Origin of the sequence: Marinobacter sp. DY40_1A1 (genome assembly GCF_016597815.1) — a bacterium.
Lineage (GTDB): Bacteria > Pseudomonadota > Gammaproteobacteria > Pseudomonadales > Oleiphilaceae > Marinobacter > Marinobacter xiaoshiensis.
The window spans coordinates 262,668-278,527 of sequence record NZ_VCHA01000003.1 but is presented as its reverse complement, the minus strand read 5'-3'; the positions used below and the strand labels follow the sequence as shown (position 1 = coordinate 278,527).

Annotated in this window: 18 protein-coding genes; 12 read left to right on the top strand and 6 right to left on the bottom strand. The window is 52.9% G+C overall.

Features of this window, described 5'->3' with window-relative positions:
- The first annotated feature begins 99 nt into the window (after positions 1-99).
- The 5 genes from FFI61_RS09730 (at position 100) to FFI61_RS09710 (ending at position 4,878) form a co-directional block, all read left to right on the top strand.
- Positions 100-1,311: an acyl-CoA dehydrogenase family protein gene (locus FFI61_RS09730; protein ID WP_200370114.1), complete on the top strand. Its 1,212-nt coding sequence runs from the start codon at positions 100-102 to the stop codon at positions 1,309-1,311.
- Between the two features lie 172 nt (positions 1,312-1,483).
- Positions 1,484-2,305 carry an SDR family oxidoreductase gene (locus FFI61_RS09725; RefSeq protein WP_200370113.1) on the top strand — a complete coding sequence of 274 codons (822 nt, stop codon included), beginning with the start codon at positions 1,484-1,486 and terminating at the stop codon, positions 2,303-2,305.
- Between the two features lie 31 nt (positions 2,306-2,336).
- Positions 2,337-3,401 (top strand): phosphotransferase family protein, encoded by a 1,065-nt coding sequence (locus tag FFI61_RS09720; RefSeq protein ID WP_200370112.1) that lies wholly within the window; start codon positions 2,337-2,339, stop codon positions 3,399-3,401.
- Positions 3,401-4,090, top strand: a complete 690-nt coding sequence (locus FFI61_RS09715) for a histidine phosphatase family protein (protein WP_200370111.1) — start codon at positions 3,401-3,403, stop codon at positions 4,088-4,090. Before FFI61_RS09720 ends, FFI61_RS09715 begins: the two co-directional genes overlap by 1 nt.
- 17 nt (positions 4,091-4,107) lie before the next feature.
- Complete coding sequence (locus tag FFI61_RS09710; RefSeq protein ID WP_200201858.1) at positions 4,108-4,878, top strand: SDR family oxidoreductase; 771 nt, start codon at positions 4,108-4,110, stop codon at positions 4,876-4,878.
- Between the two features lie 7 nt (positions 4,879-4,885).
- On the opposite strand, the gene FFI61_RS09705 is transcribed toward FFI61_RS09710, so the two are convergent.
- Positions 4,886-5,734 carry a DUF6279 family lipoprotein gene (locus tag FFI61_RS09705; RefSeq protein ID WP_227714804.1) on the bottom strand — a complete coding sequence of 283 codons (849 nt, stop codon included), beginning with the start codon at positions 5,732-5,734 and terminating at the stop codon, positions 4,886-4,888.
- A 186-nt stretch (positions 5,735-5,920) separates the two neighbouring features.
- Between FFI61_RS09705 and FFI61_RS09700 the strand changes: the two genes are divergently transcribed.
- Entirely contained in the window at positions 5,921-6,187 is a 267-nt protein-coding gene (locus tag FFI61_RS09700) for a DUF2798 domain-containing protein (protein WP_200201856.1), read from the top strand.
- A 131-nt stretch (positions 6,188-6,318) separates the two neighbouring features.
- Entirely contained in the window at positions 6,319-7,728 is a 1,410-nt protein-coding gene (locus FFI61_RS09695) for a DUF4397 domain-containing protein (RefSeq protein WP_200370109.1), read from the top strand.
- A 55-nt stretch (positions 7,729-7,783) separates the two neighbouring features.
- Here FFI61_RS09695 and dacB read toward each other — a convergent pair whose 3' ends face one another.
- The gene (dacB, locus tag FFI61_RS09690) at positions 7,784-9,352 is read right to left on the bottom strand and encodes a D-alanyl-D-alanine carboxypeptidase/D-alanyl-D-alanine-endopeptidase (protein ID WP_200370108.1); all 1,569 of its coding nucleotides are present in this window, start codon (positions 9,350-9,352) and stop codon (positions 7,784-7,786) included.
- 257 nt (positions 9,353-9,609) lie between these two features.
- On the opposite strand from dacB, the gene FFI61_RS09685 reads away from it, so the two are divergent.
- Both FFI61_RS09685 and FFI61_RS09680 read left to right on the top strand, forming a co-directional pair.
- A complete protein-coding gene (locus FFI61_RS09685) occupies positions 9,610-10,377 on the top strand; it encodes a glutathione S-transferase N-terminal domain-containing protein (RefSeq protein ID WP_200370107.1) in 768 nt (255 codons plus the stop codon).
- Between the two features lie 104 nt (positions 10,378-10,481).
- The gene (locus FFI61_RS09680) at positions 10,482-10,895 is read left to right on the top strand and encodes a GFA family protein (protein ID WP_200370346.1); all 414 of its coding nucleotides are present in this window, start codon (positions 10,482-10,484) and stop codon (positions 10,893-10,895) included.
- On the opposite strand, the gene FFI61_RS09675 is transcribed toward FFI61_RS09680, so the two are convergent.
- Together FFI61_RS09675 and FFI61_RS09670 are read right to left on the bottom strand one after the other, a co-directional pair.
- Positions 10,889-12,013, bottom strand: a complete 1,125-nt coding sequence (locus FFI61_RS09675) for a PQQ-dependent sugar dehydrogenase (RefSeq protein WP_200370106.1) — start codon at positions 12,011-12,013, stop codon at positions 10,889-10,891. The genes FFI61_RS09680 and FFI61_RS09675 overlap by 7 nt on opposite strands.
- A gap of 188 nt (positions 12,014-12,201) precedes the next feature.
- On the bottom strand, positions 12,202-12,663 hold the full coding sequence (locus FFI61_RS09670; RefSeq protein WP_200201851.1) for a YaiI/YqxD family protein: 462 nt from the start codon (positions 12,661-12,663) through the stop codon (positions 12,202-12,204).
- A 156-nt stretch (positions 12,664-12,819) separates the two neighbouring features.
- Here FFI61_RS09670 and FFI61_RS09665 point away from each other — a divergent pair, with 156 nt between their 5' ends.
- Together FFI61_RS09665 and FFI61_RS09660 are read left to right on the top strand one after the other, a co-directional pair.
- On the top strand, positions 12,820-13,158 hold the full coding sequence (locus FFI61_RS09665; protein WP_200201850.1) for a zinc ribbon domain-containing protein YjdM: 339 nt from the start codon (positions 12,820-12,822) through the stop codon (positions 13,156-13,158).
- Between the two features lie 151 nt (positions 13,159-13,309).
- The gene (locus tag FFI61_RS09660) at positions 13,310-13,819 is read left to right on the top strand and encodes a copper chaperone PCu(A)C (protein ID WP_200370105.1); all 510 of its coding nucleotides are present in this window, start codon (positions 13,310-13,312) and stop codon (positions 13,817-13,819) included.
- An 89-nt stretch (positions 13,820-13,908) separates the two neighbouring features.
- Here the strand turns inward: FFI61_RS09660 and FFI61_RS09655 are convergent, their stop codons facing one another.
- On the bottom strand, positions 13,909-14,085 hold the full coding sequence (locus tag FFI61_RS09655; RefSeq protein ID WP_200370104.1) for a CCGSCS motif protein: 177 nt from the start codon (positions 14,083-14,085) through the stop codon (positions 13,909-13,911).
- A gap of 273 nt (positions 14,086-14,358) precedes the next feature.
- Between FFI61_RS09655 and FFI61_RS09650 the strand changes: the two genes are divergently transcribed.
- Complete coding sequence (locus tag FFI61_RS09650) at positions 14,359-15,432, top strand: GGDEF domain-containing protein (RefSeq protein ID WP_200370103.1); 1,074 nt, start codon at positions 14,359-14,361, stop codon at positions 15,430-15,432.
- A 59-nt stretch (positions 15,433-15,491) separates the two neighbouring features.
- Here the strand turns inward: FFI61_RS09650 and FFI61_RS09645 are convergent, their stop codons facing one another.
- Positions 15,492-15,698: a cold-shock protein gene (locus tag FFI61_RS09645; RefSeq protein WP_071266268.1), complete on the bottom strand. Its 207-nt coding sequence runs from the start codon at positions 15,696-15,698 to the stop codon at positions 15,492-15,494.
- Positions 15,699-15,860 lie beyond the last annotated feature (162 nt).

The window sequence follows — 15,860 nt, the reverse complement described above, 5'->3', positions numbered from 1 at the left end:
GTTTGAGCAGCCCTAGACTGGTTTAATCGTGCTTATAGTCATCGCACCGTTTGCTGGTCTATCTAATAGATGTTGTTCAATTTCTGAGAGGGTTTGGCAATGGATTTCAGTATCTCCGAGAAAGGTCAGGATTATCTCGAGCGTGTAAAAGCGTTTATGGCGGAAGAAATTCTCCCGGTAGAAGCCCAGTACCATAAGGAACTGGCGTCTCTGGACAATCGCTGGGTTGTACTGCCAATCATCAAAGAATTGAAAGAAAAGGCAAAGGCACAGGGCCTATGGAATATGTTTTTCCCGGATGAGGAGCATGGTTGTGGCCTGCTCAACTCCGACTACGCCCTGATTGCAGAAGAAACCGGCCGCAGCTTTATTGCGCCTGAGATCTTCAACTGCAATGCGCCCGACACCGGCAACATGGAAGTGTTAATTCACTATGGGTCAGATGAGCAAAAAGCTGAATGGCTGCCACGCTTGCTTAGCGGCGAAATCCGCTCCGCGTTCTGCATGACCGAACCTGCCGTGGCTTCCTCCGATGCCACTACGATGGAAGCAACAGCCGTAGTGGAAGGCGATGAAGTTGTGCTGAACGGTCGCAAGTGGTGGAGCACCGGCATTGGCCACCCCGACTGCAAAGTGGCCATCTTTATGGGACTGTCTGACCCCGATGCCCACAAACACCGCCGCCACTCCATGGTTCTGGTACCCCTGGATGCGCCAGGCGTGAAAATTGAACGTATGCTTCCTGTATTCGGCGAATACGACGAGCCCTACGGCCACGGCCAAGTGCTGTTCGAAAACGTTCGGCTGCCCAAGAGCGCCTTCATTGCTGGCCCTGGCCGCGGTTTCGAGATTGCCCAAGGCCGCCTCGGGCCTGGCCGAGTGCACCACTGTATGCGCGCAATTGGCGCCGCAGAACGTACGCTGGAACTTTTGGTGAAGCGGTCACTGAGCCGTGAAGCCTTTGGACGCCCGCTAGCGAAGCTAGGCGGAAACCCGGATATCATAGCTAACGCCCGCATGTCGATCGAACAGGCCCGTTTGCTGACCCTGAAATGCGCTTGGGCTCTGGACACCAAAGGCATTGCAGGTGCCATTCAGGAAGTCGCCATGATCAAGGCGCTGATTCCAAACATGCTCCAAACCATCGTGGATCAAGCGATCCAGATTCACGGCGGCGCCGGTGTGAGCGATGACGACTTCCCGTTGACTCAATTATTTGCCTATGCTCGTGTATTGCGATTGGCAGATGGCCCGGACGAAGTGCATCGTGCAACAGTTGCCAGGCTGGAGCTGCGTAAATACAAAAGCTGACGGCCAGCGAAAATGATGAGAGGAGCCGGCGGAGTGGCGGGTTGCTGAAACTGTGCGGAGCCAAGCGTACAAGGACGTATTCACAGCGTGTTTCAGCAACCCGCCACTCCGTTGGCTCCGCCGTACTCCAATGCTTAGATATTGTTTTCAATAACAAACAACGGACAAACCCATGACACAAAGAGTATTCGTAACAGGCGGCGCAAGCGGCCTTGGCCGAGCCATTGCACTGCGTTATGCCAGAGAAGGCGCCAAAGTCTGCATCGGTGACATCAATCCCGAACAGGGCGTAGGTGTTGAGCAGGAAATTAACAATGCCGGTGGCCAAGGCTACTTTGTGGAGTGCGACGTTCGGCGCCTGACAGATCTCGAAAAAATCTGCGCCGATCTCACCGAAAAGTGGGGCGGAGTAGACGTAGTGGTGAACAACGCTGGCGTGGCCTCTGCCGGCTCCATTGAAGACACCACCATGGCCGACTGGGAATGGATTATCGACATCAACGTACTGGGTGTTGTGCGCGGCTGTAAGGCGTTCACGCCGCAGTTCAAAAAGCAGGGCTCAGGAACCTTCGTGAATATCGCATCCATGGCCGGCCTCATGCTCGCGCCGCTGATGGACAGCTACAATGTGTCCAAGGCCAGTGTAATTGCACTGTCCGAAACCCTGCGCCAGGAACTGCGGGGCGACGGCATACACGTAAGCTGTGTATGCCCGGCGTTCTTCCAGACCAACCTCACGCAGAGCATGCGCTCAGACATTCCCGGCATACAGCAGAACGTGAACAAGCTGATGAAGCGCTCCACAATTACTGCCGATCAGGTTGCCGACGACATAGTACGCTCGGTCAAGAAACATAATTTCTGGGTGCTGCCCCACGTGAAAGAGCGCCGCTTGTGGATACTCAAGCGTTATGCACCAGCAGTGTTCGACAAGCTGATGTACGAAGAGAGCAAACGCTGGATGAAGAAGATGGGCAACAAGGCCAAAGCCTGATTAGCACACGGGAACAAAAGGAGAGTGATGAATGACCCAGATTGACCAGGCAGCAGATATCCGAGAAGGCGAAGAGCTGGATCTATCCGCAGTAGACCGCTTCATGAAAGGCGCCATTCCCGACCTGACCGGCGAGCCGGTTATCCGCCAATACCCCGGTGGCGCTTCCAACCTCACCTATCAGGTGGACTACGGCGACCGTTCCTTTGTTTTGCGTCGCCCGCCCTTCGGCAAAATTGCGAAATCCGCCCACGACATGCTGCGTGAAGCAAGGGTGATGCAGGCGCTGAAGCCTGTGTACCCTTATGTGCCCAACATCATTGCCATTTGCGACGATCATGATGTGCTGGGTTGCGATTTTTACGTGATGGAACGCCTGAAAGGCATCATTCTGCGCCAGGATTTCCCCCAAGATCTTGAAATGGATGAAGCCGACACCCGCAAGCTTTGCCTGAGCGTAATCGACAAGATGGTGGACTTGCATCGCGTTGACGCTAAAGCCGCAGGCCTCGATTCTCTGGGTAAGGGCGAGGGTTATGTGCAGCGCCAGATCGGCGGCTGGAGCGATCGATTCCGCAAGGCTCGCACCGACGACGTTAGCGACTTTGAGGAAGTGATGGCCTGGCTCAACGAAAAAATGCCAAACGATGTGGCCCAGGTTGTGATTCACAACGACTACCGCTTCGACAATGTTGTATTGAACTCGGACAACCCCTTTGAAGTGATCGGTGTGCTGGATTGGGAAATGGCCACCATTGGTGACCCGCTGATGGATCTGGGCAATACGCTCGCCTACTGGATAGAGGCGGATGACGATGAATCCTTCAAGATGCTTCGTCGCCAACCTACGCATCGCCCCGGAATGCTTACCCGCAAGGAAGTGGTTGACTACTACATGGAGAAGTCCGGCTTTCGGGCAGATAATTTCGATTTTTATGAGATCTACGGGTTGTTCCGTTTGGCGGTGATCGTGCAGCAGATTTATTACCGCTTCTATCACGGGCAAACCAGCGACAAGCGTTTTGCCATATTCGGCCACGCAGCCAATAGCCTGGAGAAGCGCTGTAAGCGTTTAATCGCAGAGAGCTCGCTCTAATGGCTACGGTGTACCTGGTACGCCATGGCCAGGCCAGCTTTGGTAAAGAAAATTACGATCAGCTTTCAAAAAAGGGCTGGGAGCAGGGCAAGGTACTTGGCCGCTGGATGGCCGATAAATTTGAACCAGCGGCGATTTTTGGCGGCGACTTGCAGCGGCATCGCGAAACCGTAGAAGCCATTGCCACCGGGTACGGCGCGGAGTTGCCGGATATGCAGGTTGCGCTGGGATTTAACGAGTTTGATCATGAGTCCATCGTAAACGCCTATAAACCCCAGTGGCGTGATCGGCAGGTGATGGCGAGGGACCTTGCGGCTTCTCCGAAGCCCGCTGCGGCCTTCCAGAAGGCATTTGTTGAAGCCGTACGCCGCTGGGCGTCTGGCAAGTTCGATAGTGAATACGATGAGACCTGGGGGGAGTTCAAAGCCCGGGTTCTCTCGGCCTTTGATGAAATGATCGAATACGCAGGCGGCGGTGATGTTCTGGTGTCTACATCCGGCGGGCCTATTGCCGTTATGTGCCAGCACCTTTTGAGCCTAAGCGACGAACGGACATTAGGGCTGAACGAAGTCATTGCTAATACCAGCGTTACCCGTGTGCTCTATTCCGCTGGCCGCCGCAGCCTGTCTGTTTTCAATAATTACAGCCACCTGGAAGCGGAAGACCCCGCCCTGGTGACCTTCCGATAACGAATTGAGGTGAACCAATGAGCAAGAAAGACCTGTTTGATCTGACTGGAAAGATTGCCCTGATTACTGGTGCCAGCCGTGGTATCGGAGAGAGCATAGCCCGCACGCTGGCGGATTACGGCGCTCACGTGATTGTGACCAGCCGCAAGATTGATGGCTGTGAAGCCGTCGCCAGCAGCATTCGTGAAGCGGGTGGTAGCGCTGAAGCCTACGCTTGCCACATTGGTGAGATGGATCAGATAGAAGCGATCTGGGCTCATATCGAAAAAGAGCACGGCAAGCTGGATATTCTGGTAAACAACGCCGCAGCCAACCCGTATTTTGGCCCGGTTGAGGACACAGACCTGGGTGCCTTCCAGAAAACCATTGATGTGAATATTCGCGGCTACTTCTTTATGTGTGCTCGCGGTGCGCAACTGATGAAGAAGAACGGCGGTGGTTCAATCATAAACGTGGCGTCAGTAAACGGTGTGAACCCGGGCCATTATCAGGGCATCTATTCGGTGACCAAGGCCGCAGTTATCTCAATGACCAAATCCTTTGCCATGGAACTGGGCCAGCAGAATATTCGTGTGAATGCCTTGCTGCCGGGGCTCACAGACACCAAGTTTGCCAGTGCCTTGACTACCAACGAAGCTATTAAAAAGCAGGCTATGGCACACATTCCCATGAAGCGTGTGGCCGATCCCAACGAGATGGCAGGCACTGTGTTGTATCTGGCATCGGGTGCATCCAGCTACACCACCGGCGCCTGCATTAATGCCGATGGCGGTTACCTGACGGTCTGATTGCCCGCTATCTATTGCGTGAGGCGACTTCGGGGCTTGGCTTGCAGGTCAGCGCTTTGAAGTCGCCGCCCAACTCCGATATCCGCCGGTTCAGGTGATCAAGCTGTGAGGCGTGGCTTGCCAGCAGCAGTTCCTGAATCAACGAATTCATGGCTACCATGCTTTCATCTATCCTTTGCGCATAGGCATCGCCCCGGCCCGCTTTTGGGTTGTTAATCAGTTCAGTAATCGTTGCTTCAAAATCAGCCTGGCTGCGATATTCGAGAGCATTTAGCAGGGTATCCTGCCAATTTCGACGGCCTGCGAGCCAGATTTCAGTCTGCCCGGCACGGTCTTCTGACCAGACCTTGATAATGTCTTTCTGAACCGGGTTCAGGCTACCCAGCCAGCGCTCAGCTCGCTCTTCCGTGCGTTCTGCTCGTGCGTGTTCAATTGATTTCGCGTCTCCAGTCAGGAATTCCTCTTCCAACTCTCGCTGGTTTTCTGCCATGTTTTTCGCCAGCTCACGCACTTGCTCATCACTGAGACTGGAAAGCAGGTTCACCGCGCCAGGTGTTATTTGGTGCATCAAGGGCTGGAGAAGCGAAAGGAGCTGGTTTTGATGACTACTTATTTCCGCCGGGCCTGGCTTGCCTTCTGCCAATTCACTCCGGAGGTTGTGTAACCATGCCTGATAGCGCGGGAGTTCGGTGCTACAGTGCCATTGTTTCAGTTCTTCAATGTCGGCATTCAACTGCCGCTTTTGGGGCTTTGTGAGGGTGATGAAATCCTCAACCCACCACACAATGCCCCAGTCAGCGTAACGATAGGCAAGCCGGGTTGAGCTGCACCCTGTGATGACAAGAATTGTGGCCAAAAGAACTGCTGCCGTTCGAACGTTGCTAACTCTAGACTGATCCATAGGGTGCCTTGCTCGGTATGAGCCTATCGATAAAAGGTTGCAAGCTCATTATAATCTCGCGCTTATGCCTTGACAGTCTACGGTATCCGAAGGCTTTTAGATGTGGCCATTCGAAGACCTTTAATTTAATCAGGAGTGCCCATGAGCCGAATTAAACCCGCCCGCCTGCGCCAGTTGGTATTTGGGTTTTATATGTCGGGAATGATGTCTTTGTTGATGTCTGGAGTGATTACATTTATCAACACAGGTATGGATAGCGCATTTATGTATCGCTGGATGCCGGCTTTTCTGGTGGCATGGGCAGTTGCCTTCCCGCTGGTAACCTTTATTGCACCGGTTGCGGTGAAACTCACTGAAATGACGCTGGGGCGACCCGGCAATGAGAATGAGCACACATCTGTAAACTGAAATGTAAAATTCCGTAATCTGTTTTTATTGCCCTCCCGTAGGTTGTTTTACGTGCATGTGAGTTACTGAACTTGTGCATGTTTAAACTACTTGATCCTGGTTTTTAACTTTGGAATAGAGGGCAAGAGGCAATGAAAACAAAAGTTGCACTGACGATGGCCTTGGCTGCCAGCGCGATGCTGGTGGGCTGCAGTGATAATGACAATGACTCTGTAACACAACAACCTACCTCAAAAGTCAGGGCGGTGCATGCGGTTTCCGATGCGCCGGCGGTGAACGTACTTGTGGACGGGAGCCCGGCTATTTCCGGCGCTGAATTCAAACAGGCGGCTGTGATTTCTCCAACGTTGGGAACCTATGCTCTGGCAGTCGAGGCTATCCTCCCTGGCGGCTCCACGACAACAGTTATTGATCCTACCGACGTTACGCTTGAGGATGGCTTCGATTACGACGTAATCGCAGTTGGTGAAGTTGGCAATATTGACGCGTTAATCTTGGCGGATGATGGTTCTCGCACCGATGCCAATGCAGTTCGTTTGCGCGTTGCCCACCTTTCGCCGGCAGCTCAGGCAGCAGCTGCGGGACCCGTTGACGTGTATGTAACTGCTTTCGGTGCTGAACTTCCTCCTGAAGCCAACTTCAGTTTTTCTTTCAAAGAGAGCATTGGACCACTGGAGTTGCCGGCAAATGATTACCAGATTCGTGTGACCCCCGCGGGTTCAGGCACTGTTGTCTTTGATAGTGGCAAAGTGTCTTTGCAGGCAGGCACCAATCTATTGATTGGCGCTGTTGATAACACCGGCGCCAATGGTGACGCCAGCCCGATTAGCCTCGTTGTGTTGAACGGTGGTGATGTCGCAGAAATCTACGACACAGACCAGGCAGCCGGTGTGCGCGTTGTTCATGCTTCCTCTGATGCGCCAAACGTTGACGTGTATGTTGATGGACAATCAACTCCATTGGCAGACATTGCATTTGGCAGTGTTGCTCCGTTCGCCTTCCTGGATGGTTATGCTGCCTTGCCAGCCGGGGATGCTCGCATTCAGGTTGCGGCCGCTGGAACTGGCCTCGGTGGTGGGCTGGTCGTGATTGATGAGACGCTGCCACTTGTTAATGGTCAGGGCTACACGGCGCTGGCAGTTGGTCAACTGGCTGGTATTGAGGCTCTGGTAGTTGAAGATCAGGTGCGCAGCATTGCGACCCAGGCTTCTTTGAGAATCATTCATGCTTCTACTCAGGCAGGTAACGTCGATATTTACCTGGTACCCGGGACTCAGAGCGGCATTGGTAACTTTGCCCCAGCTCTGTCAAACGTGCCCTTCAAGGCCGTGACAGATTATCTTGCCGTGGCAGACGGAACTTACAACGTCTACATTACTCCGACCGGCACGGGTACCGTGGCGATTAGTGCTGAGGGCGTCGAGTTGAATGCGGGCGATGTTTACACGGCGGTTGCCCGGGATGCCGATCCTGGGGAGCAGGCTCCACTCAACCAGCTCGGACTGATCCTGTTTGATAATTTTGTGGTGCCACAACCCTGATAGGGCGCGCCGCAGTTTCAGCAAAAGCCAAGGCCCCGGATCTCCGGGGTCTTTTTTACTGAATAGTGGTTGCAGACGTTTCGGGAGAGGCTTGTGATAGAGCCGTTCCAACAGGCGGCCGGTAATGCAGAGAGTAAAGAATCCGGTCAAGAACGGCTTGGCCATTCCAGGCCGGATCATTATTCACCATGCCCACAACAGCCCAGGTTGTATTGTTCTCATCCCGTGTAAAGCCAGCAATGGACCTCACGTTTTCCAGATAGCCGGTTTTAATGCGGCCTTCGCCATCCATGCCAGTATTACGAAGGCGGCGAGCCATGGTTCCGTCCATAGCAATAATCGGCATGGAGGCCATAAGGTCTGAAGAGTAGGGGCTGTTCCAAGCGTGCTGGAGAATTTTGGCGCCTTGTCTGGCAGTAATTCTGCCATGGCGAGTAAGCCCTGCACCGTTATCGATTACCATTCCGGTGGTATCTATGCCCTTCTTTCCCAGCCAGTCATAAATAACGCGAATGCCGGCAACCCGGTCGTCGTTTTCACTATCCAGCCGGTTTTGAGCGCCTATGGTCAGCAGCAGTTGCCGAGCCATCACGTTGCTGCTCCACTTATTGATGTCCCGCACCATGGTAACCAGATCTGGCGATGTGGTTTTCATAACCAGCCGCGCAGTTTCCGGAGTTAGCCCTGTCTGGCTTCCGCCAGTTACGATGATGCCCATTTCCGAAAAGAGGCTGCGGATCATCGAAGCACTGTATTGCTCATGGGGAAGCAACGACAGATAAGTTGTGGTGCGACATCCTTGTGGCAGTTCTCCCGTTACCCGCACAGTTACCTTTCCGCCTGCCTGGGCCATCGGTTCCCAATCGAAACTGCGACGTGATGGGCAGGGCCCTTCGGCTACTGCTGTTACCCTGTTGTCGATAACAACTTCGCCAAGAGCGGGTGTGCTCCAGGCTTGAGTGCCACGCTCGTCAGCCCGAATCTGGAAGTGTATTAGGTTGAGGTTGGTCAGGTAAGCAGAAGGCTCAACCAAAAACGGCGCGTGCGGATTGTCACCATTGTCTATAAAGGCAGGGAAGCCGCCGTCAATTTTAAAATAGCTGCCATCCAATATCAGGTTGCCATCAATGCGGTTAATCCCCATATCGCGGAGTTCCCGCAGGGCTGTCCAGAGTCGTTCAAAGGTGAGTTTGGGATCACCTCCAAAGCGCACGTAGAGATTGCCCGCGAGAGTATCGCCAACCATCTGCCCGTCAGTCAGAAAATCCGTATCCCAGTGGTGCGTGGGGCCAAGGATCTCCAGGGCAGCGTAGGTTGTGATCACCTTCATGATAGAGCCCGGGCTCATGGGCACGTCGGCGTTAATGTTTTGATCAAGCCCGGGGCCGTTCAAGGGAATTGCGGCCATGCTCAGGGCTTCGTCACTGTTGAGGGATTTCATGGCGAAATCCCTCATCTGGCTGGCCCACAGACGGTTGTCGCTGTAGTTGGCATCGCCACTGTCGGCAGCCAGTGCTGATGGCAGGTTTGCCAAGACTGGAGTCAAAGCAAGCGCCGCGGCCAGAACCAAGGCAGGGCGCTTTGGCCGGCGAGTGGCTGTTCCTGCGCTGTTTGTTTGCGGCATACCCAAAATCATCCTAATGGCCACGCGATAAAATGTGCGGAGAGGTTCGCTGATTAAACAATAGCCCATCTTTGGTAAATGTACTATGCAGAAAACCTCTACATGACGTTAAAAAATGCCAGTAGACAGCTTGTTTGTATTGGGGTTTGTCACAGGGTGTAAGTTGCGTTGCGGCCAGTATCCGGTGGTATTGTTGGCCAATGAAAAAACGGGATATCTGATGATAATAACGGTGCTTTCAACAAAAGGATTCAATTATGGCTAATGTGCTGACTCACCATGCAAAGGTGCTGGGTTCCGTGGGTACCTCCTCGCTGACAGCCTGGCGTGGGTGCCTCGTAGTAAAAGCGGTACCTCAGCCCGAGCAGCCCCTGATACTTTACGACATGGAGGGATGCCCATACTGCCGGCGAGTTCGCGAAGCACTGACAGCCCTCAATCTTGATGTGGAAATTCGGCCTTGTCCCAAAGGTGGCCGCGTATTCCGCAAGCATGCAGAAGCGACCGGTGGGAAGCAGCAGTTCCCTTTGCTGGTTGACCAGAACACCGGTGCTGTAATGTATGAATCGGAAGCCATCATCGAGTACCTGTTTCGGCAATATGCTGGTTGTAAGGTTCCCGGCTACTACCGTGAACGAGTCTGGCAGCCGATTCTGGGGTCGATGGCGTCTGTTGCCAGCGCCATGCGAGGCCTGCGTGCCAGTGCAGGAAACCAGCCGGAGCAACCGCTGCATTTGTGGAGTTTTGAGGGCAGTCCCTTCTCCCGGCTGGTGCGAGAGAAGTTGTGTGAGCTGGAAGTTCCCTACACTCTGCATAATCTCGGCAAAGAGCACTGGACGGAAATAGGTCCGGCAGCACAGCGAATCAAGCCAGGGCCATACACACCAATTCCGGGTGGTAAGAGAGATGCCTTTTTCAAGGCTCACGGCCGGGTACAGGTACCTTACCTTGAAGATCCGAATACCGGGGAAGGGCTGTTTGAATCTGCTCGCATACTGGCCTATCTGCAAACGCAGTATGGATAGCAGCTCCAGTGGGGATCTCTGTACGGCAACTCTGTTTCATGGGCTGTAAGGCAGGTATTATAATCATCCATTAATGTGCTCATGAAACGATTGTCAGGATGCCTATGTATACCGGCCAGTGTCTGTGTGGTGATGTTACGTTTGAATACGACGGCCCTTTGGGGCCGCTGTCCCTGTGCCATTGCAGTCAATGCCGGCGGGCCCATGGCAGTGCGTTTTCGGCCAGCTCCCCGCTACAGAAAGTGCGCTTCCGGTTTTTGTCCGGAGAAGCACAACTCACTGAATACGAGTCACGTCCCGGAAAATATCGGGCGTTTTGCAGCCGTTGTGGCAGCCATTTGTACAGTCGCGTAGATGCAATTCCGGGCATTCTTCGACTGCGAGTGGGCGCTATCAATGAACCCATAGAAAAGGGGCGGGTGCAGCATGTCTACACAGGCTCGAAGTCGGGTTGGTTTGAAATTACCGATGCGCTGCCCCAGTTTGAGAAAACCGAACGCACCGGCGACCCTCACTGAGCAGGCACCACCCGGTAGACTTTCCCTTTTGACGAATCTGTCAGTAACCAAAGACTGCCATCTGGCCCTGTTCGAACGTCGCGAATACGTTCGTTCAGGCTGGTGAGCAAATCTTCTTCCTCCATTACTTGCCCATTTTCGATTTCCAGTCGTACCAGTTTGCGCAGCTTGAGTGCGCCTACGAACAGGCTACCTTGCCATTGGGGGAATTCAGAGCCGGTGTAAAACGCCATGCCTGAGGGCGCAATGGATGGGTCCCAGTAGTGCAGGGGCTGAGCCATGCCTTCTTTTTCAGTATGCAAGGTTATCGGAAGCCCGGAGTAGCCAATGCCATAGGTGATTTCAGGCCAGCCGTAATTGGTGCCGGAGCTCAGAATGTTTATTTCATCGCCACCGCGCGGGCCGTGCTCGTGAGTCCAGAGCTCTCCGGTCTCAGGATGCAGGGTCATGCCCTGAATATTGCGGTTTCCCCAGGTGAAAAAAGTATCATTTATGCTTGGGTCATCAAGCCCCGGGTTGCCGGGAGCCGGTTCGCCATTCAGTGTAATGCGATGAACGCCGCCGGCATCGTCCCGGGTGTCCTGAGCGCGATCCATCTCACCGCGGTCACCAACGGATATGTAGAGGTAGCCGGATGCGTCGAATGCCATGCGCCCACCAAAGTGGCGGGACGTATTGGAGCGAGGGAGCGCTTCGAAGATGGTGCTGACATCTTTCAGGCGCTCTCCTTCAAAAATCCCGCGGGCTACGCGAGTAGTCATTCCCTGGCTGGAGCGATGTGCATAGCTGAGGAAGAGTGTTTTGTTGTCTGCAAACTCCGGGTGCAGAACCACATCTAGCAATCCGCCCTGGCCAGACACAGCGAGTGATGGAAGCCCCTCAATGGCTTGGGGCAGAAGCCTTCCGCTCTTGATGACTCGCAGGCGGCCCGCTCTCTCCGTAACAAGCATGGATCCGTCGGGGAGAAAGGCCAGGCTCCAAGGGTGTTCGAGCCCACCAGCAACGGTTTCCAGGCTGAAGCGCGTGTTATGGCTGCTAAATGTCTGGGCTGCTATAGCGAAGGGGATGCTTAGAAGTAGCATGCCGCTCAACGGCATCAAGAATTGAATAAGGCGCATGAGTCGTCCTTTAAGCATTGCAAATGATAATCAATATCATTAAGATATTTTTGTGCTTGTTCATACAGCACAAATAATCTTCACAGAATCTGTTTACACCATAAGCACAGGGAGATACAGCCATGACGGCAGAACAGGAAATGATGGAAGGGCTAAAAATTGCGGCGGGTGCTGGCCTTTTTGCGGCGTTAGTTGTTATCGGGCTTGCGGTTGCGCTGTAACCAGCTGTCCAGTTTGTCAGCGAACTCTTTTCGGTCAGTCTGATTGAATGGTGCCGCACCCCCGGTAACCTGTCCGGCATTACGCATCTCTTCCATGAAGTTCCGCATAGCCAGGCGCTGGCGGATGTTTTCCTTGGTGAAGGCCTGGCCTCTTGGGTTAAACACATCCGCACCCTTCTCAATAGCTTCAGCCGCTAACGGGATGTCCTGGGTAATCACCAGGTCACCAGCGCTGAGCTGATCCATAATCTCGTTATCCGCCACATCGAAACCCTGCATTACCTGCCTGGCTTTGATGTAAGGGCTGGGCGGCAGGTTGATCATATGGTTGGCAATAAACGTTGTCTGAACCTGCCAGCGGGTGGCCGCGCGGCAGAGTATTTCCCGAATGGGTACGGGGCAGGCGTCGGCGTCGACCCAGATTGCCATGGCGTATTCCTTTAAGCGGTTTTTTAGCGGTTGAATGATGAAGAGGAGTTTACCTGTTGTGGCAACAGGTGTGGAAGTGGGCGCCAATTTACACCGCCAGAACAGAAATGTTCCAGGTGGTATAATCCCCGTAAATTCAACTAACAGGAAAATCCAATGTCTCAACTTCCTCCTTGCCCCCAGTGTGCTTCTGAATACACCTATGAAGATGGCATTCAGTTCGTGTGCCCTGAGTGCGCCCATGAGTGGACAGAGGCCGAATCGGCAGCTGCAGCAGAAGGTAAAGTAGTACGTGATGCTCACGGTAATGAACTTCAGGATGGTGACGCGGTGACCGTCATCAAGGATCTGAAGGTTAAGGGGTCCAGCTCAGTCGTAAAAGTGGGCACCAAGGTGAAGAGTATTCGTCTTGTTGAAGGGGATCACGATATCGATTGTAAAATTGATGGTATTGGCGCCATGAAGCTGAAATCCGAGTTTGTCAAGAAAGCTTGATACCTGAAGCCGGGTTTAATCTCGCTCGCTGCGACCATTCGACGCACCTTAATTCTTGCGTCGGGTTGAGCTGAAAGCAACACTGTGGACATTGTCATCTTCACTTCTGACATTAGTCATTTCCAGATCAATAGTAGCGACGCGAGAGTTCATGAAAAAACTAAACATTTTGCTGTTTGCCATTAGCGCATCTCTTACCTCGGTTTTTGCCAGTGTTGCCATGGCCCATGAATATTCTGTGGGAGATATTGAAATAGGACATCCATGGAGCCGGCCAACGCCGCCGGGCACGCCTATGGGTGTGGGTTATCTGGTTATTAAAAATCACAGTGATAAGACTGTGACCTTGGTTGGTGCAACTACACCCAAAGCTGAACATGTTTCAATTCATGAAACAGTCATGGTGGATGGTGTTATGCGTATGCAGTCGGTTAAGGGGGGGCTGGCCATCTCAGCAGGTGGTGTAGTAGAACTCAAGCCCCTCAGCTATCACCTGATGCTGGAAAAGCTGGCGGAGCCTATCAAGGAAGGGGAGAGCATTCCTCTGACGCTGGAATTTGAAGGCGCAGAAGCAGTTAATGTAGAGCTAAGTGTGCAGTCGCTCGACGCTGACACTAAAGAGGTGGAAATGGATCATTCAGGGCACGGAATGGAGCATTGAGCCTTTTCCCGTGAGAACCCCGGTGGCGTTTCCTGCAAATAGCAGATGCAGTAGAAGCGCCACCGGTGCCAATTCTATTTGCTGCGCGCTTACGAGCAGCCACCGCAGCAAACGCCCGGATCCCCGTGCTTGCCTTTCTTTTCTGTGTTTTTCTCTGTGCTTTCGGCTGCGTTAGCAGTTTGTTGAACGGCACCGTCTGTGGGTTGATCTGCGCTCGCTTTGGCGCCTTCGTTTGAGCTGGTCACTTCTTTAAATAGTTGTGTCATTTGATGTTTCCTGCTGGGTGAACAATAAGATTCATTTTGTATGGATGTTATGGCGAGTTTGCGAAAGTGTCAATGCATGTTTTTACGGAGGCAGCCTGCTGAAGAGGCTGCTTAGACGCACATCCAAAAAACTGAGTGGGGATTCATTTATGTGCTAAAGTCATGGGCTACAAGGTCATAGCCAGGCTCAAAGCTTTGAGTGCGCTTGCTGCAGCTTTAACGGCAAAATCTGGGGCCGGACAGATTGTTTAATAGTTAGGGATTTTGCAGTTTATGGCTGACCACAGTGGTGCTGTCACGTCCGCATCGCGGCGTGAGCGAGGGGTGAAGTTCTGGCGAGTTACACGCCGGGTATGTCAGCTTGCCGCGACCATCGATATATCTTTTTTCTTCCTGTTTCTTTTTCTCGGGTCACCTATCCTGGCGTGGATAAACGTTGCCAGCGTGGCTATGTATACGGCTGCGTATTATGCGATCAATCGCAGGCAGAACCGCCTTGCGATTGCGCTTATCTGGTCAGAGGTCATTATCCACTCCGCACTTGGAACCCTGATGATCGGATGGGAGAGTGGCTTTCACTACTATTTGCTAATGTTTATCCCTACCGTGTGTATCAGCTCGGTGCGCCCGGGTACTATTATTTCCTTGATAGTCGTGTTGTGGGGTTACTACATAGGGCTCGATATTCTTATGTGGTTCATGGAGCCCTTCCAGCCAATACCTTCAGGCGCTTTGCTCGGCGTTCACTTGTTCAATCTTAGTGTTGTATTTGCGATGTTTGCTTACCTGTCATTCTTTTATATGAGGATGGTGGTTTCAGCACAGCGCAAACTCCAGAGGCTGGCCACGGTTGATTCGCTAACTGGGCTTTTAAATCGTCGCCATGGAAGCGACCTGGCTGAAAATGAAATCGCACGCTTTCGCAGGGTGGGGCACCCTGTCGCATTCATGCTGCTTGATGTGGATCACTTCAAGTCATTCAACGATCAGTTTGGCCATGGGACGGGTGACGCGATTCTGACTGAAATCGGGCGGTTAATCCCGGCACAGCTGAGAGTCCAGGATATTGCTGCACGCTGGGGAGGCGAGGAATTTCTGGTTATTCTTCCGGATACCAAAATTGAAAGTGCACTGGCTAGTGCCGAGAGGATCAGAGTTGCACTCCGCAGTAATGACTGGAAGCAGGCTACAGGTGAGTCGATTGATGTAACTATCAGCGTTGGTGTGAGCGAGGTCTGTGCAAATGACGATCTGGCATCTGTGATAAGCCGTGCAGATCGGGCGTTATATCGCGGCAAGGCTGGAGGACGAAATCGTGTAGAGCAGGAGGGAGAGCTGCAGCGGTAAAAAAAATCGGGCAACAAAAAAGGCAGCCGAAGCCGCCTTTTTTTAACGCTGACTGTTAATTAAACAGCAACAACGTTCTCAGCCTGAGGACCTTTCTGGCCCTGAGTCACGGTGAAGTCAACTTGCTGGCCTTCAGCCAGAGTCTTGAAGCCGCCGCCCTGAATAGCGCTGTAGTGAACAAATACGTCGGGGCCGCCTTCACGAGTGATAAAGCCAAAACCTTTTGCTTCGTTGAAAAACTTAACAGTACCGGTAACAGTAGACATAATATAATCCTGATTTCAATCTTTTAAAGTGCCGCCAGATCATCATTTTGATGGCTGGTCAGCGGTATGCGGAAACAAACAACGGGCGTGATCAAAAACAGGACGTACAACTACTGGAATGCGTCATATTGATGAAGTGCTTTGCTAAATCTTTCCAACGAG